The organism is Saccharopolyspora sp. NPDC002686 (genome assembly GCF_040295745.1).
GTDB lineage: Bacteria > Actinomycetota > Actinomycetes > Mycobacteriales > Pseudonocardiaceae > Saccharopolyspora > Saccharopolyspora oryzae.
Map to the genome: position 1 here is coordinate 17,642 of NZ_JBEOVY010000020.1, position 20,792 is coordinate 38,433.

25 protein-coding genes are annotated in these 20,792 nt (G+C 69.8%); 24 read left to right on the top strand and 1 reads right to left on the bottom strand.

All coding sequences use genetic code 11. The features are described 5' to 3' along the window. The first annotated feature begins 87 nt into the window (after positions 1-87). Positions 88-726, top strand: coding sequence for a DUF7340 domain-containing protein (locus ABTZ89_RS04700; protein ID WP_351040180.1), 639 nt, complete (start codon positions 88-90; stop codon positions 724-726). A 278-nt stretch (positions 727-1,004) separates the two neighbouring features. Continuing rightward, positions 1,005-1,742 carry a DNA-methyltransferase gene (locus tag ABTZ89_RS04705; RefSeq protein WP_351040248.1) on the top strand — a complete coding sequence of 246 codons (738 nt, stop codon included), beginning with the start codon at positions 1,005-1,007 and terminating at the stop codon, positions 1,740-1,742. 61 nt (positions 1,743-1,803) lie between these two features. On the opposite strand, the gene ABTZ89_RS04710 is transcribed toward ABTZ89_RS04705, so the two are convergent. Further along, positions 1,804-2,259, bottom strand: a complete 456-nt coding sequence (locus ABTZ89_RS04710) for a hypothetical protein (RefSeq protein ID WP_351040183.1) — start codon at positions 2,257-2,259, stop codon at positions 1,804-1,806. 90 nt (positions 2,260-2,349) lie between these two features. On the opposite strand from ABTZ89_RS04710, the gene ABTZ89_RS04715 reads away from it, so the two are divergent. The 22 genes from ABTZ89_RS04715 to ABTZ89_RS04820 all read left to right on the top strand — a co-directional run bounded on the left by ABTZ89_RS04715 (position 2,350) and on the right by ABTZ89_RS04820 (position 20,301). Then, positions 2,350-2,625 (top strand): HNH endonuclease, encoded by a 276-nt coding sequence (locus tag ABTZ89_RS04715; RefSeq protein ID WP_351040185.1) that lies wholly within the window; start codon positions 2,350-2,352, stop codon positions 2,623-2,625. A gap of 131 nt (positions 2,626-2,756) precedes the next feature. Continuing rightward, on the top strand, positions 2,757-3,317 hold the full coding sequence (locus ABTZ89_RS04720) for a helix-turn-helix transcriptional regulator (protein ID WP_351040187.1): 561 nt from the start codon (positions 2,757-2,759) through the stop codon (positions 3,315-3,317). After that, on the top strand, positions 3,295-4,827 hold the full coding sequence (locus tag ABTZ89_RS04725) for a terminase large subunit domain-containing protein (RefSeq protein WP_351040190.1): 1,533 nt from the start codon (positions 3,295-3,297) through the stop codon (positions 4,825-4,827). The genes ABTZ89_RS04720 and ABTZ89_RS04725 overlap by 23 nt, the downstream gene beginning before the upstream one ends. Further along, positions 4,824-5,024 carry a hypothetical protein gene (locus ABTZ89_RS04730; RefSeq protein WP_351040193.1) on the top strand — a complete coding sequence of 67 codons (201 nt, stop codon included), beginning with the start codon at positions 4,824-4,826 and terminating at the stop codon, positions 5,022-5,024. The genes ABTZ89_RS04725 and ABTZ89_RS04730 overlap by 4 nt, the downstream gene beginning before the upstream one ends. After that, positions 5,021-6,217, top strand: coding sequence for a phage portal protein (locus ABTZ89_RS04735; RefSeq protein ID WP_351040196.1), 1,197 nt, complete (start codon positions 5,021-5,023; stop codon positions 6,215-6,217). Before ABTZ89_RS04730 ends, ABTZ89_RS04735 begins: the two co-directional genes overlap by 4 nt. Beyond that, a complete protein-coding gene (locus ABTZ89_RS04740; RefSeq protein WP_351040199.1) occupies positions 6,214-7,005 on the top strand; it encodes an HK97 family phage prohead protease in 792 nt (263 codons plus the stop codon). The genes ABTZ89_RS04735 and ABTZ89_RS04740 overlap by 4 nt, the downstream gene beginning before the upstream one ends. Beyond that, positions 7,002-8,471: a phage major capsid protein gene (locus ABTZ89_RS04745; protein WP_351040202.1), complete on the top strand. Its 1,470-nt coding sequence runs from the start codon at positions 7,002-7,004 to the stop codon at positions 8,469-8,471. The genes ABTZ89_RS04740 and ABTZ89_RS04745 overlap by 4 nt, the downstream gene beginning before the upstream one ends. 76 nt (positions 8,472-8,547) lie before the next feature. Then, entirely contained in the window at positions 8,548-8,889 is a 342-nt protein-coding gene (locus ABTZ89_RS04750) for a hypothetical protein (protein WP_351040205.1), read from the top strand. Positions 8,890-8,892: 3 nt separating this feature from the next. Then, a complete protein-coding gene (locus tag ABTZ89_RS04755; protein ID WP_351040208.1) occupies positions 8,893-9,525 on the top strand; it encodes a hypothetical protein in 633 nt (210 codons plus the stop codon). After that, positions 9,522-9,974, top strand: a complete 453-nt coding sequence (locus tag ABTZ89_RS04760) for a hypothetical protein (protein WP_351040211.1) — start codon at positions 9,522-9,524, stop codon at positions 9,972-9,974. Before ABTZ89_RS04755 ends, ABTZ89_RS04760 begins: the two co-directional genes overlap by 4 nt. Positions 9,975-10,008: 34 nt before the next feature. Beyond that, positions 10,009-10,194, top strand: coding sequence for a hypothetical protein (locus tag ABTZ89_RS04765; RefSeq protein ID WP_351040214.1), 186 nt, complete (start codon positions 10,009-10,011; stop codon positions 10,192-10,194). Between the two features lie 3 nt (positions 10,195-10,197). Continuing rightward, a complete protein-coding gene (locus ABTZ89_RS04770; RefSeq protein ID WP_351040216.1) occupies positions 10,198-11,187 on the top strand; it encodes a phage tail tube protein in 990 nt (329 codons plus the stop codon). Between the two features lie 3 nt (positions 11,188-11,190). Further along, positions 11,191-11,757 carry a hypothetical protein gene (locus ABTZ89_RS04775; protein WP_351040219.1) on the top strand — a complete coding sequence of 189 codons (567 nt, stop codon included), beginning with the start codon at positions 11,191-11,193 and terminating at the stop codon, positions 11,755-11,757. Between the two features lie 8 nt (positions 11,758-11,765). Continuing rightward, complete coding sequence (locus ABTZ89_RS04780; protein ID WP_351040222.1) at positions 11,766-12,113, top strand: hypothetical protein; 348 nt, start codon at positions 11,766-11,768, stop codon at positions 12,111-12,113. Between the two features lie 151 nt (positions 12,114-12,264). After that, a complete protein-coding gene (locus tag ABTZ89_RS04785; protein ID WP_351040225.1) occupies positions 12,265-14,661 on the top strand; it encodes a hypothetical protein in 2,397 nt (798 codons plus the stop codon). Next, on the top strand, positions 14,658-15,527 hold the full coding sequence (locus ABTZ89_RS04790; protein WP_351040228.1) for a phage distal tail protein: 870 nt from the start codon (positions 14,658-14,660) through the stop codon (positions 15,525-15,527). Before ABTZ89_RS04785 ends, ABTZ89_RS04790 begins: the two co-directional genes overlap by 4 nt. A gap of 10 nt (positions 15,528-15,537) precedes the next feature. After that, positions 15,538-16,782, top strand: a complete 1,245-nt coding sequence (locus tag ABTZ89_RS04795) for a hypothetical protein (protein WP_351040230.1) — start codon at positions 15,538-15,540, stop codon at positions 16,780-16,782. Between the two features lie 4 nt (positions 16,783-16,786). Continuing rightward, complete coding sequence (locus tag ABTZ89_RS04800) at positions 16,787-17,911, top strand: hypothetical protein (RefSeq protein ID WP_351040233.1); 1,125 nt, start codon at positions 16,787-16,789, stop codon at positions 17,909-17,911. A 9-nt stretch (positions 17,912-17,920) separates the two neighbouring features. Continuing rightward, positions 17,921-18,676, top strand: coding sequence for a hypothetical protein (locus tag ABTZ89_RS04805; RefSeq protein WP_351040236.1), 756 nt, complete (start codon positions 17,921-17,923; stop codon positions 18,674-18,676). A 10-nt stretch (positions 18,677-18,686) separates the two neighbouring features. Then, a complete protein-coding gene (locus tag ABTZ89_RS04810; protein WP_351040239.1) occupies positions 18,687-19,010 on the top strand; it encodes a hypothetical protein in 324 nt (107 codons plus the stop codon). A 2-nt stretch (positions 19,011-19,012) separates the two neighbouring features. Continuing rightward, positions 19,013-20,008, top strand: a complete 996-nt coding sequence (locus ABTZ89_RS04815; RefSeq protein ID WP_351040242.1) for a peptidoglycan recognition protein family protein — start codon at positions 19,013-19,015, stop codon at positions 20,006-20,008. Beyond that, positions 20,008-20,301 carry a hypothetical protein gene (locus ABTZ89_RS04820; protein WP_351040245.1) on the top strand — a complete coding sequence of 98 codons (294 nt, stop codon included), beginning with the start codon at positions 20,008-20,010 and terminating at the stop codon, positions 20,299-20,301. Before ABTZ89_RS04815 ends, ABTZ89_RS04820 begins: the two co-directional genes overlap by 1 nt. The last annotated feature ends 491 nt before the right edge of the window (positions 20,302-20,792 follow it).

Here is a 20,792-nt window from a genome sequence, read left to right on the forward strand (position 1 = left end):
ACGCGAACCGTTGGCACATCGGCCACCTGAACCTCGCGGACCGAGACCGCGACCGCCGGATGCGAACCAGGAACGAAGGAAACGACGATGACTGAAGACCCGCGACAGCTGCGGCACCTGCAGGACCAAATCCGCTCGGTCGCCCGGGAACTGACCGCCACCGGCGAACGCGCGGTGCTGCGCGACGACGGCACCGTCACCCGCCACCAGGTGCCGTCGCTGCTGGAGCAGCTCCGCGGCGCGACCGCCACCGGATCCGAGGCCAGCCGGACCGGCGGCGGCCGCGGCACACCGCTGCCGGTCTCGCCCGCGGCTGTCGATCTGCTGACCGAGATCGAGCAGGACGCCGCAGACCTACACATCAAGGCGCTGGTGCACGACCGCCTGACCCCAGAGGATCGGATCCGCGCGCTGGTGGAGATCGTCGGCCGATGGACCGACGTGCGTGCGGTGTGGACGGCGTTAGGGTTCCTGCGTCGCTGGACGACCCAGATCCAAACGCTGCTGGACCCGCCGCGGCAGCTGCACGTCGCCGCCGCGTGCCCGGCCTGCGAAGCGCGCATGGTCTGGCGCGCCGACCCCGACACCGGCGAGGAGGTCCAGACGCCGGCGCTGATCGTGGACGGCCGCATCGGGTGCACGTGCCTGGCGTGCGGACACGTGTGGGCGCCGGCGAACCTCGAGCACCTGGCGGCCGTGCTCGGCTGCGCACCGCCGGAGGAGTAGAAGTAGCCACGGGGCAGGGAAACTCGTCCGAAGGAGACCCCAGTGGACAGCCGCGGCGATCATCACGCATACTGACGCTGCTCGGGTGAGTTGTACCCAAAGCCAGCCGGACTCTGCAGAAGGCCTGTTCTCGCGCATGCGAGGGCGGGCCTTCTTGCATGCGCGGGCCTGGCCGAGGGTGCCGCCGCTCAAGCGCCACAACTGAATAGCGAGGTGGCCAGGGTGAGCTCGAGGGGCGAGCTCACCCGGCACCGGAAACGAGGACCACCGTGCACACCATGCACCAGGGCGACGCGCTCGCCGTTCTGCGAGACCTGCCGACCGCGACCGTCGACGCGGTGATTACTGATCCGCCCTACAACTCCGGTGGCCGCACGATGAGCGACCGCACCAAGGCGTCGGCACGCGGCAAGTATGTCTCCGGCGACGCCGGCCACGACCTGGCCGACTTCACCGGCGACAACCGCGACCAACGCTCCTACGTCACGTGGCTGTCGCTGGTGCTCGCGGAATGCCTGCGGGTGTCCCGCCCTGGCGCGCACTGCCTGGTGTTCACCGACTGGCGCCAGCTGCCCGCGACCAGCGATGCGCTGCAGGTGGGTGGCTGGACGTGGCAGGGAACGGTCGTGTGGCACAAGCCGGTCGCCCGGCCGCGCCGCGGAGGATTCAAGGCCAACGCCGAGTTCATCCTGTGGGGAAGCAACGGCCCCTACGACGGCAAGCGCGACCTGTACCTGCCGGGCGTGTTCTCCGCCTCCCAGCCCAGCGGTCGGCAGCGCCGCCACATCACGCAGAAGCCAGTCGACGGGCTCATGCGCGAGCTAGTGAAGGTCTGCACTCCGGGCGGAACGATCCTCGACCCGTTCGCCGGGTCCGGATCCACCGGCGAAGCCGCCCTGCTCGACGGCTACGACTTCGTCGGCATTGAACTGTCCGAGCACTACCAAGACGTGGCACAGCGCCGCCTTGACGAGCTCACAGCCGGTCGAGCGGCCGAGTGCACGGAACACAGCTGAAGTGCCAAGGCTTCCACTGCCGGGCGGCCAACCAAGAACCGACCAGCTGAGGCGCTACTCATCAGCCAAGCTCTAAGGCCGCTTGCCCCGCGATCGCCTTGCCTGCCGGTATCGGGATCGTCCCACGGTGCGACACACCAACCTGATAGATGTCGTGGCCGCCCGGCACGTTCGGGACCGTGAATCGGAACCGGCACGTCAGCGTTTCCCCCGACCAGGCGGAGTTGCCCAACTCGCCGACCGCGAGCACCTCGCCGACCGGCGACAGCACCGTGACTTGCGTGCCCTCGACGATGTCCTCGTAGCCGCTGCCACCCTTGCAACCAACCGGACCGTTTCGGACATGCGCGGTCGGCCCCAACGTCAGCTCGCCGCGAAGGTTGAACGGCTCGGGCGATAAGGCCGCGACCGCAGACCAGGCGCTGACCGGCAAAGCGATCGCTACCACCGCGAGCGCCCAAACCCACCACCGTGCCCACCAACGCGAGCGTGGCTTACCCGGCTCCAACTGCGACATCAGTTCTCCCTGTGGTGGCGGCACAGCGCCGCGGGTGCACCACGTGATCGCCGCAGCGCACACGGGCGTTACGAGTCGGAGGCGGGGCGCATGGCGAAGTGGCAAGGCCGCAAAGGTCGACCATGGCGCCGGGTCGTCGCCCAGCTCCGGGCAACTGACCGCACGTGCTGGTTGTGCGGGCATCCGATCGACGTGGACCTGCCGGCCACGCACCCGCTGTCGTTCACCGCTGATCACATCGCCCCTCGCAGTCGCGGAGGTGCGCCGACCCTGGACAACGTGCGGCCGGCGCACCGCCGGTGCAACTCGCAGCGCGGGGCGAAGGTCGACTTCCGGCCGCCTTTGCGCACGTCGCGGCCGTGGTGAGCGGGCCGGGCGGGCGCTGGTTTTTGGGGACCTGGGGACGGGTGACCCCGCGCCCTTCCCTCCCAAAATTTCCCCCCGGCAAAGCGAATTCGGCGGAGGTGATCACGGTGCCAAGTGATCGGATCACGACGATGAGCGATGTGATCGCCGATGCGATCCGCGCCGCTCGTAAACGCGAGGGCATGACGCGCGCCGAGCTCGCCGAAGCGGCCACCGTCGCCGACGGCGCGACTCAGCGGTTTACCGCGGCCGTGGTCGGCTACATCGAGACCGGCCGCCGCGACGCCGCCGGCCACCGCCGCCGCGACGTCACGGTCGACGAACTCGTTGACCTGGCCGCCGCGCTGGCGACTACCCCGCTGGCGCTGCTGGGCGAGCACGCCGCTCGCTTCGGCGTGGGCCGGCCGCCGGAGTGCCCGCGGTGCACCTCGGGCACCGGAGCGCTCGAGCGCGCAGTGCGCACGGACATCAAGGGGCTGGGCGAGCTCGATGGCGCCGAGCCGAGCCTGGCGCAGACGGCCTACGCGCTCGCTGCTGCGATCGATGCCGGCGGCGGGGAAGACGGCAAGCAGATCCCGGCGCTGGCCAAGGAACTGCGCGCCACGTTGAAGGTGCTCACCGACGCCAGGGCAGCCAAGCAGCTGCCGGACGGGGAGGGGGACCTCTTCGATGGCCTCGGGGAACCGGACTGACGAGCTGCGCGCCCAGCTGCAGGAGCTCTACGGGCTGTCGTGCGTGCCGCTGTACGGGACGCCACGCAACCCGGACCGCAAGACCTACGGCGGGAAGGTCGCCCAGATCGCGCGCGCCTTCGGGACCCCGCTGATGCCCTGGCAGCGCTACGTCGCCGACGTCGCGCTGGAGGTCGACCCGGGCACCGGCAGGCTCGCCTACCGCGACGTCGTGCTGATGGTGCCCCGCCAGTCCGGCAAGACCACGCTGCTTCTGTCCAAAATGGTCTGGCGCGCCAACGCCTGGCCGCGGCAGAACATCCTGTACGCGGCGCAGAACCGCCTGTCGGCGCGCAAGAAGTGGGAAGAGGAACACGTCGCCGCGATCGAGGCGGCGAAGCCATTTCGCGGCCGGTTCACGGTGCGCAAGACCAACGGTGACGAGGCAATCCGGTGGCGCAACGGATCCCGGCACGGCATCACCAGCAACACCGAGACGGCCGGCCACGGCGAGACGCTCGACGACGGCACGATCGACGAGGCGTTCGCCCACGAGGACGGCCGCATGGAGCAGGCATTCAGCCCGGCCATGATCACGCGCCCGCAGCCCCAGCAGTGGCTCGTCTCCACCGCGGGCACCGGAAAATCGGTGTTCCTCAACGGTAAACGCACGATGGGCCGAGAGCTGATCGAAGCCGGCCAGCCCTCGACACTGGCGTTCTTCGACTGGACCGTGCCGCTGGACGAGCACGGCAAGCTCACGATGGACCCCGGCGATCCGGCCACCTGGTGGTCGTGCATGCCGGCGCTCGGGCACACGGTGACCGAGGAGGCCGTGCGCAGCGAGTTCACCAAGATGGACCTGGCGGAGTTCTGCCGCGCGTACCTCAACGTCACCCGGCTAGACATCGTCGAGGACGACCCGAACGTGCCGACCGAGCAGTGGCCGGCGCTGGCCGACGCTCGCTCGCAGGTCGGCACAGAGATCGCGTTCGCGCTGGATATCACCCCGGACCGGCAATGGTCCTCGATCGCGGTGTGCGGGCCCCGCAGCGACGGGCGCCTGCACGTCGAGGTCATCGACCATCGGCCCGGCACCGACTGGCTGGTGGCCAGGGCTCGCGAGCTCGTCGACCGGCATCACCCGGTCGCCTTCGGCCTGGACATCGCCGGGCCCGCCGGGTCGCTGCTGGTGGAGCTGGAGAAGGCGGGCCTGCGCCGCCCGGCCGACCCGGTGCAGCCCGAGCGCGGCCAGCTGGCGATCCCGACCACGCGCGAGGTTGCCGCGGCGTGTGGGGCGTTCACCGATGCTGCCCGCCAGGACACCTTGCGCCACCGCGACCAGGCGCAGTTGAACTCCGCGATTGCTGGGGCTCGCACGCGATCGATCGGCGACGGCTTCGCCTGGGGTCGCAAGCACTCGTCGACCGACATCAGCCCGCTGGTCGCCGTGACGGTGGCCATGTGGGCGTACGCCACGCGCGCGCACCTGGTGCGCGACGACTACGACCCGTTGGCCAACATCTGGTGAAAGGGGGCACCGTGCTGCCCACGCTGTTGCGCCGCGTCACGGGCGCGGCCGCCGAGTACGCCGGCCACACCTTGCGATGGCTGCCCGGTGCTGCGGCCGCGGCCTGTTTCGTCGCGGCGGGCTGGATGATCGCGGCGCCGCTCGGGCTGGCCGTGGCCGGGGCGTTCTGCCTGTGGGCGGATTGGCGGCTGCGATGAGCCTGTGGTTCCGAGGCGCTCGTCAGGAAGCACGCGCCACCCAGTGGGCGCCCGTGCCGTATCCGGCGCTCGCCCCGTCGTCCTATGTGGACGTCAATCTGTCCTCGGCGGAATCGGCCATGCAGTCGATCGCCGTGCGCGGTGCGGTCGACCTGATCTCCTCGCTGGCCTCCGAGTTGCCTGCCGAGGTCTACTCGGGCACCGGCACCGACCGCGTACGGCGCCCGACGCCGAGCTACCTGCTCGATCCCGCCGGCGATGGCCAGGGGCTGCCGGACTGGTGCTACCAGGTCGTGGAGTCGTGGCTGCTGCGCGGCAACGTCTACGGCGACGTCCTTGAACACCGCGGGACGTATCCGACGCAGATCCAACTGCTGCATCCCGACGACGTGTCCGGGTGGATCGACGAGAACGGCGCCGTGCACTGGTCGGTCAGCGGCCGCCCGGTCAACCCGGACCGGTGGCTGCACCAGCGCGTCAACCCCGTACCGGGCCGGGTGCTCGGCCTGTCGCCGGTCGCGTGGCACGCGGCGACGATCGGCCTGTCGATCACCTCGGTGCGCTTCGGCGAGTCGTGGTTCCGCGACGGCGCCCACCCGAGCGCGCTGCTGACTAACGAGGAAGCCACGCTCAACGAGGACCAGGCCCGCCAGGCGAAGCACCGGTTCCTCGCCGCGCTGCGCGGGACGCGCGAGCCGGTCGTGCTGGGCAAGGGCTGGAAGTACCAGCAGATCCAGATCAGCCCGGAAGAGTCCCAGTTCCTGGCGACCCAGGGCTACACCGAGGCCCAGTGCGCGCGGATCTTCGGGCCCGGCATCGCCGAGGTCCTCGGCTACGAGTCCGGCGGGTCGATGACGTATTCCAATGTGGAGTCCCGCAGCACGCACCTGCTGGTCTACAGCGTCAACAAGTGGCTGTCCCGCCTGGAACGGCTGCTGTCCAGCATGCTGCCGCCGCCGCAGTACGTGCGTATCGACCGCGACGGGCTGCTGCAGTCCACGACGCTGGAGCGCTACCGCGCCAACGAGATCGCGCTGCGCAACCGCTGGAAGACCGTCAACGAGGTCCGGCAGCACGAGGGCGACCTGCCGCCGGTGCCCTGGGGCGACGAGCCCAACACCACGATCCCCGCACCACCTGGTGGTGCGCATCCCGACGAGCACGACGACGACCAGGAGGACGGGTCCCGATGACCACTCTCACCCTGCCCGATCTCGACCTGGTGCGCGCCGTGCCGACCAGCGTCCGCGCCGACGGCGCCGACGCAGCGGGTATGCCCACCATGGTGGTGCGGTTTTCCGCGTTCGACCGCTGGTACGAGATCGACTCGTACTGGGAGGGCCGGTTCCTCGAGCGCACCGTGCGCGGCGCGTTCAAGAAGACGATCCGGGAGAACGGCGCGAACCTGAAGATCCTCTACGACCACGGTTTCGACTTCCAGATCGGCAACAAGGTCCTTGGCTCCGTCGCCTCCCTGCGGGAGGACCCGGACTCGCCGGTCGCCGAGGTGCAGCTGTTCGACACCAGCTACAACCGCGACCTGCTGCCCGGCATCGAGGCCGGCGCCTACGGCTCGTCGTTCCGGTTCCGCGTGGTCAAGGAGGAGTGGAACGACGAACCGGGCCGCTCGGAGCACAACCCCGAGGGCCTGCCGGAACGCACCATCAAGGAAGTCCGGCTGTTCGAGGCCGGGCCCGTGACCTTCCCCGCGAATCCGGACAGCACCGTCGGCGTGCGCTGCATGACCGACGACTACTACCAGCGCCTGCGTGCCCGCGAGCCCCAACGGGTCGACGAGCTCCGCTCGCGCCTGCACGCCCACCGCACTCCCGACGCCGACCCAGCCGCCCCGCCGGGCACTGGCCGCCAGGGAGCCGCACTCGAGACCGACGAGCCGGCCGCGCGCCACTCGGGCGGACTGACGCACGCGCAACGCCGTGCAGCCCTCTACCCGTACCTGTTGGAAGGAGCATCCTCGTGAACCTCGAGGAACTTCGCGCCCGGCTCACTGCGATCGAGACCGAGCGCCGCAGCATCCACACCGCCGCCGGCGACAACCCGCTCGACGAGGCGCAGCAGACCCGCTGGGACGCCCTCGACACCGAGGAGGCCGAGCTGCGCGAGCACCTGGCGGTCGCGGAGGAGGCCGAGAAGCGCGCCGCCCGGGTGCGCGAATCGCGGGCCCGCTATGGCGCCCGGATGGGCACCGAGGACCCGCTCGGCGAGCCCGAGGGCATCGAGCAGAACTTCCGCGGCAACCCCTGGGACCTGGGCGCCGTCACGCGTTCGCTGCACCGCGAGACCCCCGAGCGCGGCGGCCAGGAGCTGCGCGCCCGCGCGCTGGCCGCGGTCGAGCACGTCCGCGGCGTCTCCGACGCCAGCAAGCAGCACATCACCGGTTTGCTGGAGTCGCTGGACTTCGAAGACGACGGCGCCGAGGGCCGCGGCGCGCGGGGAATCGCCGCGCACGTCGTCGCGACCTCCAGCAAGGAGTACATGCGGGCCTGGTCCAAGGCGTTCAAGACCGGTATGCGCACCGGGCAGCCCGATGTCGAGGCGCTCGCGGTGCTGCAGCGCGCCGCCAGCCTCACCGACGCCGCCGGCGGGTACGCCGTGCCGCTGCCGGTCGACCCGACGCTGATCCTCAACTACGACGGCTCGGTCTCGCCGCTGCGGCGGATCGCCACCGTGCGCACCGCGGTCACCGACCAGTACCGCACGGTCAACGCCGGAGCCGTGACCGCGTCCTACGACGCGGAAGGCTCCGAGGTCTCCGACGACACCCCGACGTGGGGCGCCACCGACATCACGATGCACATGGCGCGGGCGTTCCTGCCGCACTCCATCGAGATCGGCATGGACTACCCGAACTTCACCGCGGACGTCGCGATGCTGCTGGCGGATGCCAAGACGAACCTGGAGAACACCAAGTTCATCAGCGGCACCGGCACCGGCGAGCCGGTCGGCATCGTCACCGCGCTGACGGGCACCCCGTACGAGATCGCCTCGGCCACCGCCGACACGCTCGCCCTGGCCGACGTCTACAAGGTCGACGAGGAGCTGCCCGAGCGGTTCTACGACAACGCCCAGTGGATCGGCCACAAGAAGGTGTACTCGGCGCTTCGTCAGGCCGGCGGGGCGAACCTCGACGACTTCTGGGCCGACCTGGGCCAGGGGCAGCCGGCGCAGCTGCTGGGCCACCCGGTCAACAACGCCTCGGCGATGGACGGCGTCATCAACGCCACCCAGGACAACCGGGTGCTCATCCTCGGCGACTTCCGCAACTTCTGGATCGTCGACCGGCTCGGCTTCTCCACCGAGCTGATCCCGCACCTGTTCCACACCACCACGAACCGGCCCTCCGGCCAGCGCGGTGTGTTCGCCTACTGGCGCAACGGCTCCGACTCGGTCAACGACCGCGCGTTCCGCCAGCTCAACGTCACCTGATCCGAGTTCAACCCGTGTGGTGGGCGGGCCTGCTGACGGGCCCGCCCACGACGCGCGTACGGGAGTGGAGAGGCATATGGCCGACAAGCAGTACCTGCGGGTCAAAACCGGATTCGTGCTGGCCGACCGCACGATCGTCAAGGCCGGCCAGATCGTGGCCGCCGACGACAGGGTGGTCAAGGGGCGCGAGGAGTTCTTCGAGCCCATGGAAGACCACGTTGAGGCCGCGACTCGCGCACCAGGCGAGCGGCGGCTGAGCCTGCGTCGCCCCGACGCGATCGTGCTGTCGGCCGCGCGTCCCGCCAGGCGCCGCGGCAGAAAGACGCCGGCAACCGCCGAGACGGACGCCGCCACCGCGGCTGCTGACACCGCCTTGGACGGCCCGGCGCCGGAGGCCGACGAACCGGGGCAGGAGTAGGCCGTGGCCACCCTCGACGTGCTCACCCTCGACGAGGGGAAGCAGGCGCTGAACGCGACCCGGACCACAGCGTCGGACCTCGAGCTGGCTGCGTGGATCACCGCGGTGTCGCAGCGGCTCGACGAGCTCGTAGGCCCGGTCGTGGCGCGCCCCGTCGTCGGTGAGGCGCACGACGGTGGTCGGCACGTGGTGCTGCTGACGCACTACCCGGTCCGCTCGATCACCTCGGTGGCCGAGTACGTCAACGGCACCGAGGTGCCCTTGGCAGCCGAGACCCACAACAGCACACCGGCAGCGAGTTACCTCCTCGACCAGTACGAGCCAGACCGGTCGCTGTGGTCGAACTGGCTGCGCCGCCGACGCAACGGTACCGACGCCCTGTTCGTGCCGGGCCGCTCGGCAGTGGTGGTGTCCTACGAGGCGGGCCGATTCGACAACACCGCCGGCGTGGACTCGCGGTTCAAGATCGCCGCAATGCTCATGCTCAAGAACCTGTGGCGCTCGCAGGAAGACAGCGTTGCCACGATCGGCGAGTTCGACGTGCCCGCCAGCAGCTTCCCGACGTTCGCCGTTCCGCGCGCGGTCCGCGAGATGTTCCCGCGCGAGATCCAAGAGCCGCGGATGGGCATCGCATGAGCACCGGAACCACCCTGCCGTTGGCGAAACGCGCGCTGCTCGACGCGCTGATCGCCCGTCCCGGTCTGGCCGGGGTACAGGTGGCCTACGAGATGCCGCAGCGGGGCATCGCCGCCGAGTCGATGTGGTTCGGCGAGGACACCGAAACCGAGGCCGGGATCCCGGTCATGAAGGCCGGCACCAAGCACGTCGACGAGCAGTTCGCGCTCGCGATGGTCGTCCAGGTGCTCCTCACCGACGGCCGCGACGCCGAAACCGCGGACCAACGTGCCGCGGCAATGCTGGCCGAGCTGCAGCAGTGCCTGGCGCAGGCCCCGCGCCTGACACCGGCGATCCAGTGGGCCGAGATGGCCGGATGGGTACATCACGTCGGCCCGATCGGAGACGGCACTGCACGCGGCAGCCGGTTCGACGTGGCGATCCGAGTCCGCGCCCGCCTGACCCCCTAACCCTGCCCACCCCTCCGCACGCCTGGGAGTAGCTGTGCGCATCGTCTACATCGGACCGTTTCGGGCGGTCGATGTGCCCTCGCTCGGTCTCACCGCCGAGCAGGGCACGCCGATCGAGGTGCCCGACGCGTCCGCCGCCCGACTGCTGGAGCAGTCCACCATCTGGGCCGAAGCCACGCCGCCGAAGCCCGCCACCACCAAGACCGCCAAGGAGGGCTGAGGGATGGGCATCCCCAGCGGGCTCGACGCCCAGCTGATGACCGGCGAAGAGACCACCTACGGCACCGCCGTCACTGTCGACCGCGGCTATGAGATCCGCTCCGAGGCGTTGTCGCTGGAGGCGCAGCGCATCGAGTCCTCGGCGATCCGGCCCGGCCGCCGGGTGCTGCGCACCGGCCGGTGGTTCCAGGGGCAGCGCTCCGTGGGCGGCGAGATCACCATGGAGCTCGGCACCGTCTCGTTTGGCCGGTGGTTCAAGCACGCGTTCGGCGGCGTCTCGACGTCCCAGCCCGACGCCACGAACGCGCCGACCGTCTACAAGCACACGTTCACCCCCGGCCCACTGCCGCCCGGGCTGACTATTCAGGTCGGCCGACCGGGGGCGCCGTCGGGAACGGTGCACCCGTTCACCTACCCCGGCTGCAAGATCGCCTCGTGGACGCTGAGCTCGGCGATCGGGGAGATCGTGACGTTCGCGCCGACGATCCTCGGCCGCGACGAGACCACGGCCACGCCGCTGGCCACCGCCTCCTACCCGGCGAACCTCGACCTGTTGACGTTCGTCGAGGGGTCGCTGACGCTCGACGGCGCCGCGCACGAGATGCGGTCGATCAGCGTGCAGGGCACCAACGGGCTCGCCGATGACCGCTACGTGCACGGATCCCGGCTGCGCAACGAGCCGCTGGAAATCGGCTCGGAGGGTTCGCAGGCCCGGGTCTACAGCGGCACGATCGAGGGCGAGTTCAAGGATCTGACCGCCTACAGCCGATTCGTCTCCGGCGCCGAAGCGGAGCTGGTGCTGCTTTTCGCTGGCGGCACGATCAGCGGCACCTACGACTACGAGGTCCGCATCACCGCCAACGTCCGCTTCGACGGGACCACGCCGAACGTGCCGGACGGCAACGTGATCATGCAGACGCTGCCGTTCAAGGTCGTCGACAACGGCACCACGTCGATCCGGCTGGAGTACCAGACCACCGACGCGACGGTGTAAGCCATGCCCGCCCGCATCGAAATCCGCGGTACGCAGGACTTGCGCCGGGCCGCCGCCGAGCTCAAAGCCGCGGGGGATGGCCGGTTGCGCCGGGAAATGGGCCGCCAGATGCGGACCGCGGCGAAACCGGCCGTCGACGACGCGCAGAACAACGTGCGCGGCGTGAACTCCACCGCCACCCGTGGCGGCGGCGGGCAGGCGCGACGCGAACACGCCATGTCCCGCACCACATCCCGCACCGAACACACCAAGCGCAAGGCCTACGAGCAGCGCGGGCTGCGCGCCACGATCGCGCGCGCGGTGCGGCTGCAGATGTCCACCGGCGCCCGCTCGGCGTCGGTGCGCATCCGCACGCAAACCCGCTACCTACCACCAGACCAGCGCAAGCTGCCGCACTACCTCAACGAGGGTCGGTGGCGGCATCCGGTGTTCGGCAACCGCGAGCGGTGGGTGACGCAGACCGCGCGCCCCGCTGGCTGGTTCGACTCCGCCATGCGCCGCCATGGTTCCAAGGTGCGTGACGGCGCGGTCAAAGCCGTGAACGACATCATCACCAAGCTCGCGAAATGAGGACCGGCATGAAGCCGTTGGACTTCCGTTTCAAGCTCGGCGAATCGGAGTGGACGCTGGATTTCCACTCGATCACCGTCGACGAGTCGATCGAGCTGTGCAAGCTCACCGGCTGCAAGTGGATTCAGCTGTGCGGCGACTTCGACCAGGGCGACGCGCTCGCGGTGAAGGCCTTCTTCTGGCTCGCCCGACGTAAGGCCGGCGAGCAGCTGACCTTCGACGGCGAGGCCATGAACTTCCGCTGGGCCGACTTCGGCCGGGAGTTGCTCCGACCGGTGGCCGCCGACGCGACCGAGGACACCGGGCAGGCGCCGGACCCTACCGCAGCGACGCCGAAGACGTCGCGGAAGAAGTAGCGCGCTACAAGCCGTGGTTCCTGCAGCTGTGGCACATGCACCCGGCCGACGTCGGCCGCCTGACCCTGCCCGACTTCTGGATGTGCGCCGAGCTGGTCGACGAACACCGTCGCGCCTGCACTGAGGCACCACCGACCGCTGCTGGGAGGCGATGATGGCAGGCAGCACCCGTGACCTGGTGTTCACCGTCCTCGGTATCGACAAGGCCAGCAAGACCTTCGACAAGGTCGGCGACTCGATCGACCGCATGGGCAACCGCGCCACCAAGACACTGGTCGGCGTGGCCGGAGGTTCGGCCGTCGCGGCTGCCGGTGTCGCAGCTGCGGTTGGTGCGCTGCCGCTGGCGTTCATCGGGCTCGGCGCGGTCGCACTGCGGGAGAACGCCGCCGTCCGCGACAGCTTCGGTGATCTGTCCGAGACCGTTCGCACCGGGCTGATGGCGGATGCGGCGCCGCTGGAATCGGCGTTCGTCGGCGCGGCGGATGAAATGGGCGCGGCGTACGAGGAACTGCGCCCGCTGATGCGGGACGCCTTCGCCGCTTCGGCGCCCTACGTGGCCACGCTGACCGAGGGCGTGACCGACTTCGCGCGCAACGCGATGCCGGGCATGGTCACCTCGGTGGAGCGCGCCGGGCCGGTGATCGACGGCATGGCGTCGCTGATGGCTGACGCAGGAGCTGGTGTCGGGGACTTCTTCGAGATCGTCTCGACCGGCTCGGACGATGCCGGTGCCGGCATCGAGCACTTCGGGCAACTGATCCGCGGTGTGCTGCCGGAAGTCGGCGGCGTGCTGGTCGGGCTCACCGGAGTGTGGGCCGAGCACGGCGACGAGGTCGCCGAGGTCCTCACCCGCGTCATCGGCGTCATCAACGACATGTCCGGCGGCGCGCTGCCGGTGATGTCCTCGGCGGTCGGCGTTGCGCTCGACGTGCTTTCCGGCGTGCTCAACGTGATCGAGCCGCTGTCGGGCGTGCTGGGCCCGCTGATCGGCTTGTGGCTGTCGATGGCGACCGCGATGCGCGGCATGCGCGCCGTGCGCGAGGTCGTCTCGGGCGTGGCCACCTCGATGATCCAATTCAGCGACAACACACGCCGCGCCGCTGGCAGCGGCAGCGTGCTACAGACCGCCGGCCGCGGCATGCTCGGCGTGCTGGGCGGCCCGTTCGGCGCCGCACTGGCCGCCGCGTCGATCGGGCTCGCACTGTTCGGCTCGGCCAGCCAGAGCGCGGAGAGCGACCAGCGATCGTTGTCGTCGGCGCTGCGGGATTCCGCCGGGGCCTTCGACTCCAACGCGCGCTCGGCACTCATGCAGTCCGAGCAGTACCAGGGCATTGCCGATGCGGTGGAAAAGGCAGGCCTTAGCCACTCCGAGTACATCGACGCCCTGATCGCTGGCGGTCCGGCGTTGGACGCCGTGAAAGCCAAGCTGCAGCAGCAGGTGCAAACCGCCTACGAGACGCAAGGCAGCTTCCAGGGCGTCACGGGCTCACTGCGGGATCAGTCCCACGCCTCAACCGATCTGCTCATGGCCACCGATGGGCTGCGCGGAACCATCGTCGGTGCCGTCGAGGACCAGCGCCAGTACACCGAAGCGGTGTTCGGCGCGGACACGGCGATGAGCCGAGCAGTGCCCGGCACGGACTCGCTGCGCGAGGCCATGACCACGTTGAAGGACACCACCGGGGACACCGCGGACCGCGTGGACGCCCTGAACACGGCGTGGCGCCAGCTGTTCGGTGTGCAGATCTCGATGGACGAGGCCACCGCCCGCTTCGAAGAAGGGCTGGACAACCTGCGGGAATCCCTCGAGGGGGTTCGGGGCGGCACCGCCGGATGGCAGGCCGCGCTGTTCAACGCCGACGGGCAGATCAACCTGACCACCGAAGAGGGCCGCGAGCTGCACGACAGCCTTGTGCAGCAGGGCGAGCAGTACCGCACGCTGGCGCAGACCGCCTTCGACACGGCGCTGCGCCAGGGGCAGTCGCAGCAGCAGGCCACGCAGGCCGCGGTGGCGGCGTCCGAGCAGCGGCGCAACCAGTTCATCCACGAAGCCCAGCAGATGGGGTTCACCGCCGATCAGGCGCGGATGCTGGCTGACCGGTACTTCGGCATCCCCCGGGACGTGTCGACCCTGATCACCACGCCGGGGGCGTGGGACGCGGTACGGGCCGCCGACAGCGTGCGCAACGCGGTGAACAGCATCCCGGTGCGGCGGCACATCGAGATCCTCGTATCGACCCGCGGCCAAGGGCAGACCAACCCCGGCTCAGGGATTCCGCTGCCGCTCGTTCGGCGAGCCACCGGCGGGCCGGTGGCTTCGCAGCGGCCGGTGCTCGTCGGCGAGCAGGGCCCCGAGCTGCTGGTGCCGTCGGGCCCGGGCCAGGTACTTCCCGCACACCACACCCGCCAGCTGCTGGCGCGACCCGGCCCCGAGCGCGAGAAGCCTCAGCGGGCGGTGGTCAACATCGGCACGTTCGTCGCGGCACCGCACCAGTCGCCGTACGACATCGCCGCTGATCTGGATTGGTTCTCTCGTGGGGGTGGATGATGGCCGCTGGTGACCTGATCACCACCGATGGACAAATCGAGTGGCGCGGCACGCTGCTCGGCGTCGACACCGCTTTCGGCCTGGTGCAGCTGGAAGGCTGGCAAGACCTTCCGGACATGCGCGACGGTGACGCCGAGCTGGCCAACCAGCACGGCTACCAGCCCGGGCAACTGCTGTCGGATCGGCGGATCATCACGCTGTCGTTCGAGCTCGGCGAACGCTCCGAAGCGGATTTTCGTGCCGCCGAGCTCGAACTACGCCGCATCACCGCGCCCGACGAGAACCCCGCCGAAGAACCTCTGGTCGTGCAGTGGCAGGGCATCAAGGCGATGGTGCTGGCCCGCTGCACCGGCCGGTTGATCCCGACCCCGGTGGAATACCACTACGGCCTCACCCGCGGCGCGATCCAGTGGCGCGCCACCAACCCGCGCCTGCTGCACCTGCCGCAGCAGTCCCCCTCGACCACGCCCCCGGTAGCGGGCGGCGGTGGCCTGCTGTGGCCGTTGACGTGGCCGCTGGTGTGGGGCTCGGCGCAGTCCGGCGGCGAGCTCGTCGTCACCAACGACGGCAACGCCCACGCCCAACCGACCTGGAGGATCACCGGGCCCTGCACCCGCCCGGTGATCCGCAACGCCGACACCGGCGCCGAGCTGGTGTTCGACGACTCCTACACCCTGCTGGACGGACAGCAGCTGCTGCTGTCGACCGAGGACCGATCGGTGCTGCTGTCGTCGGGAGTCAGCCGGTCCAACATGTTGATCCGGCGCCATTGGTTCACGCTCCCTCCGGGCCCGACGCGTGTCCGGTTCGAGACCAGCGACGGCGGCGGGCAGCTCGAATGTCTTTACCACCACACGAGTTTCTGAGGGGGATCACGTGGCTGAGCGCCATTCGTGGGCAGTGCAGCAAGTCGCCGGTGCCGGTGTGCAGACCGTCGAGGACGGCCGGATCACGGTTGCCGCGCTGGCTACGCCCGCCGGGCAGATCACATCCCGCACCGGGCTGCTCCCCGCGGCGGCAGCGCCGGGAGCGGTGAGCGCCACCAGCCCTACCGCCAACGGTTTCGTGCACGTCGCCCCGTTCCGGGCGGTGCTGCAGTCCCAACGCGGCGGCGGCGCCTACCTGTTGTGCCTGGACGCCAGCAAGGACATCAACGTGCTCGGCGCCGCACCGGCCGACGCATCCAACCCCCGCAATGACCTGATCGTGTTCCAGCAGTCCGACGCCTACTTCGGCGACACCACCTCGGACATGGTGGTGCGCCACATCGTCGGCACCCCCGCGGCGACGCCAGTGGACCCGCCGGTGTCCGGCAGCGCCGACCACATCGTCCGGGCCCGCATCGTGGTGCCCCCGAACGCGACCACCATCACCGCCGCCAACATCCAGAACTTCGACGTGGCCCGCACCGTCGCCGCCGGTGGCATCGCGCCCGTCACCGACGCCACCGCGCGCAGCGGCGTCGCCAACCCGTACGCAGGCCAAGCGGTGTACCGGCTGGACACCAAGCGCATCGAGGTGCACGACGGCACCGACTGGCGGGTCCCGAGCATCCCGGTGGTGGCCTCCGCCTCCGAGATCAGCAATCCGATCACCGGGCAGCTGATCCTGCTGCTGTCGACGAACATCGTGCAGCGGTGGACCGGTTCGGCCTGGGTGGATGCGTTCGCGATCGGCGGCACCACCGACACCACCCGGCACGAGGCGCGCTACTACCGGGCGACCGCGCAGCCGATCCCCAACAACGTCGACCAGCGGGTGCACCTGCCCGATTTCGACTACATATCCGACGACGTGTCCGTGGCCGCCGTCGGCAACGGCACCGAGTTCACGCTGAACCGGACCGGGCTATGGCAACTGGCGGCCAACATCCGGTTCGTCTCCACCGGCTCGGCTGCCGAGCGCGCACTGGCGATCGCCGGTTCACCGACCGCAAGCCGCTACGCCCAGGCAGCCAGCGACCAGACCGGCGAACCGTGCTCGCTGAGCTGCTCGACGACCCGCCGGTTCAACGCGGGCACCAAGCTCAGCATGTGGGCCTACCAGAACACCGGCGCCTCGGTGAACCTCGACCCGCTCGGAAACGGCGTGAACATGTCGCTGACCTGGCTTCGGGGGTGAGCGCGTGGCGCTGCCGGTCTACTCCTACGCCATCGCTGACCTGCGAACCAACACGCTCATCGAAGAGATTCCGCTCCGGTCGGTGCGGTTCAACAAGCCGCTCAACGGCTCGGGGCGGTTCAACGCCACGTGGAAGCTCGGCGAGCACTCGAAACACCTCGACGCCTACGACCTGACCATGCCGTGCAGGCGCGTGATATACGCGTTCCGCGACTCCCGGCCGATGTGGGGCGGAATCATCTGGTCCCGCGCCTACAACTCCGAAGACGAGACGGTGACCGTCGGCGCGGGGGAGTTCTGGAGCTACTTCGACCACCGCAAGGTGCTGCCGGTCCTCCCGGACAACCCCGACCTGACCGCGGTGGCCGGCCTGACCGTCGCCTACGACAACGTCGACCAGAACGAGATCGCCCGCCGCCTGATCGCGCAGGCCCAGCAGCACGCGGGCGGGGACATCGGCATCGAGTTCGACGATACGGTCTCCAACGTCCTGCGCGATCGCACCTACCGGGGCTACGACCTCACCGACACCGGCGAGGCCCTGCGCAACCTGACCAACGTCGAGGGCGGCCCGGACATGGTCTTCGACGTCATCGCCGGCCCTGGCGCTCCGCGGCGCATCCTGCGCATCGGCGAACCGTGGCTCGGCCAGCAGGGGAGCAGCCACGTCTGGGAACTGCGCGGCAACACCATCAGCTACACCTGGCCCACCGACGGCACTCGAATGGCCACCCGCGTCTACGCCACCGGCGAGGGCGTCGACCTCGGAACGCCGATCGCCGTGCACGAGCAGCCCGAGCGCTACAAGCAGGGATTCCCGTTGCTGGAGTTGGAGAACAACTACAGCGGCGCGGAATCGGAGTCCACATTGTTCGGTCACGCTGAGGCTGATCAGCAAGCGGCCCGGATGCCGGTGGTGCTCCCGCAGATCGTGGTCCGCGGCGACATCCCGCCAACCGCGGCCGAGGTCAACCGCGGTGATGACGGATGGCTGGTGATCCCGCGCGACCGATTCCACCGAGCTGGGTTCGAAGGCCCGGTGCGCGTGGTCGACATGGAGTTCGCGCCCTCAGCCGACGCCGAGCGGGTCACGCTCACGCTCGCGCCGCTGCTCGACGGCATCGCATAAGGAGGCACCGTGGGCCAGGTGAACCAGCCCAGCAACCTGCTGGACCGGATCAAGCGCGCCGAGGCGGAGCTGCGGCGGCTGTGGAAGTCCGTCGGCTTGGCATCGGCCACGATCAGCCGCGGGGGCCTGACCCTGCTGCAGGACGCGTTCCTGCGCATGGTCGATGACAACGGGACCGAGATCCTCTACATGGGGCCCGACACCAGCGGCAAGCAGGTGCTCACCATCCGCCGGGAGGGCGGCGCGCGCCTGCTGTTCACGCAAGGCAACGAGGCGTTCGGCCGTGACTTCTGGGCGCTCACCGACGCCGCGGACCGCATCCTGGTCTCCGACGACGCCGCAACTGGTGTCGGGCTCGCGCGCCCCTGGCTGCCGGTGCCGCTGTACCAGAAGTTCGTCCCGCGCACGATCAGCACGCACGCCGACGGGCTCGGCGAGGTGTACTCGTACTCCACGATCGACGCCTCCAAGATCACGGGCGAATCGATCCTGTGGGAGGGGCGAGCGTCGATCTCGCACCCGTGGATCACCGTCGACGGTTTGTGGGGGCCGGCGACCGGGACGCCCACCGTCACGTACCGGCTCAAGGTCGGCGGCGTCACCGTCGCCGAGTGGTCCTCCGCTCTCGGATTCCGACACGTTACGGCGGACGTGTCTGCGCAGGTGGGCAACGACTGGACGGTGGTCGTCATCACGGCCACCGCGTCCGGCGCCGGCGTGGTCGCCTGCCAGCCCTTCGGCTGCTACTTCCACCAAACCCTGTGACGGAGACGCGATGACCACCGAGACGCCCGCCGACGTCGCGCTGCGCTACGTCCGGGACGAGCTTTCAACCTTGCGAGCAACCATGCATGACGAGCTGGCCGCGATGCGCGCGGACATCTCCGATCTGGCCGCAACCCTCCGCGGGCACATGGCCGAACAAGGCCCCCGCATCGCTGTGCTGGAACACCGCATCGGGGAGTCCGAAAAGGCCATTGCCGAGATCAAGCAATCGCGCGAGTCCGACCGCTCGAAGCGGTGGGCGGTGTGGATGGCGCTGCTGGCCTCAGTCCTGTCCTTCATCGGATCCGTCGTGCTGAACCTCATGGGGAGTTGATCATGCCTCTGCCGCTCGTGTGGCTGGCCGATGTGCTGCGCGCCGTCGGGCTGCCCGTCGTCGAAACCGACGGCTGGAAGACCCGCACCGCCGGCGGAGCGCAGCCGCGCCCGGTCGGCGTGCTCGAGCACCACACCGCCACCCCCGCGTCCTACGCCCGGCCCGCGCCGACGGTGCAGATGTGCATCGACGGCCGGCCGGATCTCGACGGGCCGCTGTGCCACGGCGTCATCGGCTACGACGGCACCGTGCACGTCATCGCCGCCGGCCGCGCGAACCACGCGGGCAAGGCACGCGCGTCCGGCCCGAATCCCGCAGGTGATGGCAACACGTTGTACGTCGGGTTCGAGTGGGATTACCAGGGCGTGAACCAGGGCCCGTCGCCGGAGCAGTACGACGCCGCGGTGCGCGCGACGCGGGCGGTGCTGGCCAAGCTCGGCCGCCCGCCGGAAGCCGCTCGCGGCCACTGCGAAACGTCCGTGACCGGGAAGATCGACCCCGGCCGCGTGGACCTCGACAAGTTCCGCCGCGACGTCGCCGCGGCCAGCCCTCAGGAGGACGATTTGACCCCCGAAGAGAGCGCGATTCTGCGCCGCATCGAAACCGAACTGCTCGGCCCCCGCGGTGACCGTGGCCAGATCCAGGGATGGGGCACGGCGATCGGCCCGCGGACCGTGGTCGCGATGCTGGTGGACCTGCACAACGCGCTGTTGGGCGAGCAGCTGTCCACCTACCCCAACAGCAAAATCAAGCTTTCGGCAGTCAGGGCGATCCGCGACAACAACGGATTGCTGTTCCAGCTCCCGGCGATGATCAACGCTGCCGGGCAGTCCGACCCCGCGAAGGTCGCCGCCGCGCTGCGCCCGATGCTCGCTGAGGTCGTCGGCCCGGTCGTGGCCGAGTCGGTGCGCGCCGCGCTCGGCGCAGACAACCAGGCGCAGGCCGATGCGATCGTGACCGAACTGGCGCAGCGACTGGCCGGGAAGGACGCCGCCTGATGTCCGACCAGCTCACCGCCTGGTTGCGCACGATCGTGCCCGCCGCCTGGTCCGCGGTCATCGCCGCACTCGTCACCGCCGGCGCCCCCGCATGGCTCGTCGACGGGCTCGGCGACGCCGGGTCGACGCTCGTCGTGCCGCTCGTACTCGCCGCGGTCTACGCCCTGCTGCGCTGGGCCGAGCCGTACCTACCCGCCCCGATCGCGCGGGTACTGCTCGGCTCGACCAGGCCGCCGACCTACACCCCGCCGAGGTCGACGACTGAACAGGACGGGCGGCACCCCACCGCCTGAACCGGCACGTGTAGAGCCATACGCGCGGGGGCGTCGTAGCAGAGCACGACGCCCCCGCGACCGTGGCTACCGGAGCGGCAGCACTTCGATTGCCCCCGCAGCAAGGACAGCCACGCACACGGCCCCGGCCGTCATCGCGAGGTTGCTACGGAAGTGCTGGGACGCCTCATCTCGGCGCCGCTTGCTCACGTTCGTCAACGCCTGGAAACCAGGCGTAATCAAGAGCCACAGGGTCGTCAAGACCCACCCGAACAGGAAAAACACGGAAATCTTCGTCCTTCCATCGCTACCGAATTCGGTTTGGAAGGGGGGAGGACGACTACGGAGCGTCGACGCATAACAGGGGGACCTGAAGCTTCCCCTGCCCTCAATCCTGCCAGGCCCGCTCCACACCACGATCTTGGGCTTGCCCGTACCGTCTGAACCAACGCGCCCCCGCACCCATTACCGGGTGCGGGGGCGCGCACGAAATGATCATCACCCCGCGCAAC